The sequence below is a fragment of the Vibrio sp. 1288 genome (genome assembly GCF_033344475.1).
In genome coordinates this window covers 1-503 of sequence record NZ_JAWPOX010001201.1, presented here as the reverse complement: position 1 = coordinate 503, position 503 = coordinate 1, and the positions used below count along the sequence as shown (strand labels likewise).

Genomic DNA, 503 nt, shown 5'->3' with positions numbered 1-503 from the left:
TGGTGCAGGCAGTTCGATATCCGTCTGAAGAATATCATCTACAACCTCTTTGAACTTCGCTGGGTGCGCAGTACACAAGAACAGACCCGTTTCACCTTCTTGCAGTTGCTCTTCCAATACGCGGTAAGCAATCGCACCGTGTGGCTCACATAGGTAGCCTAATGCGTACAAGTCTTTTACTGATTGTGCGCTTTGTTCATCAGAAACTGCGCCTTTACCTAGTGTCTCTAGGCCCCACTCTTTCACACGGCACAGCTCTTCGATACGCGGCCAGTTGTTCGGTTGGCTCACGTCCATCGCATTTGAAGTGGTTGCAACCGTTGGTTTTGGCTCCCATTTGCCCGTTTCGAGGTAACGAGGCACCGTGTCATTCGCGTTGGTAGCAGCAATAAAACGTTTGATAGGTAAACCTAGCGCTTTTGCTAATAGACCTGCTGTTAGGTTACCAAAGTTACCGCTTGGTACAGAAACCACGAGGTTTTCACGCTCTTGCTTACTCATTT

Annotated in this window: 1 pseudogene; it reads right to left on the bottom strand. The window is 48.7% G+C overall.

What is annotated here, in order from left to right:
- Nucleotides 1-503, bottom strand: a pseudogene (locus R8O11_RS31680) (threonine synthase); the annotation flags it as partial.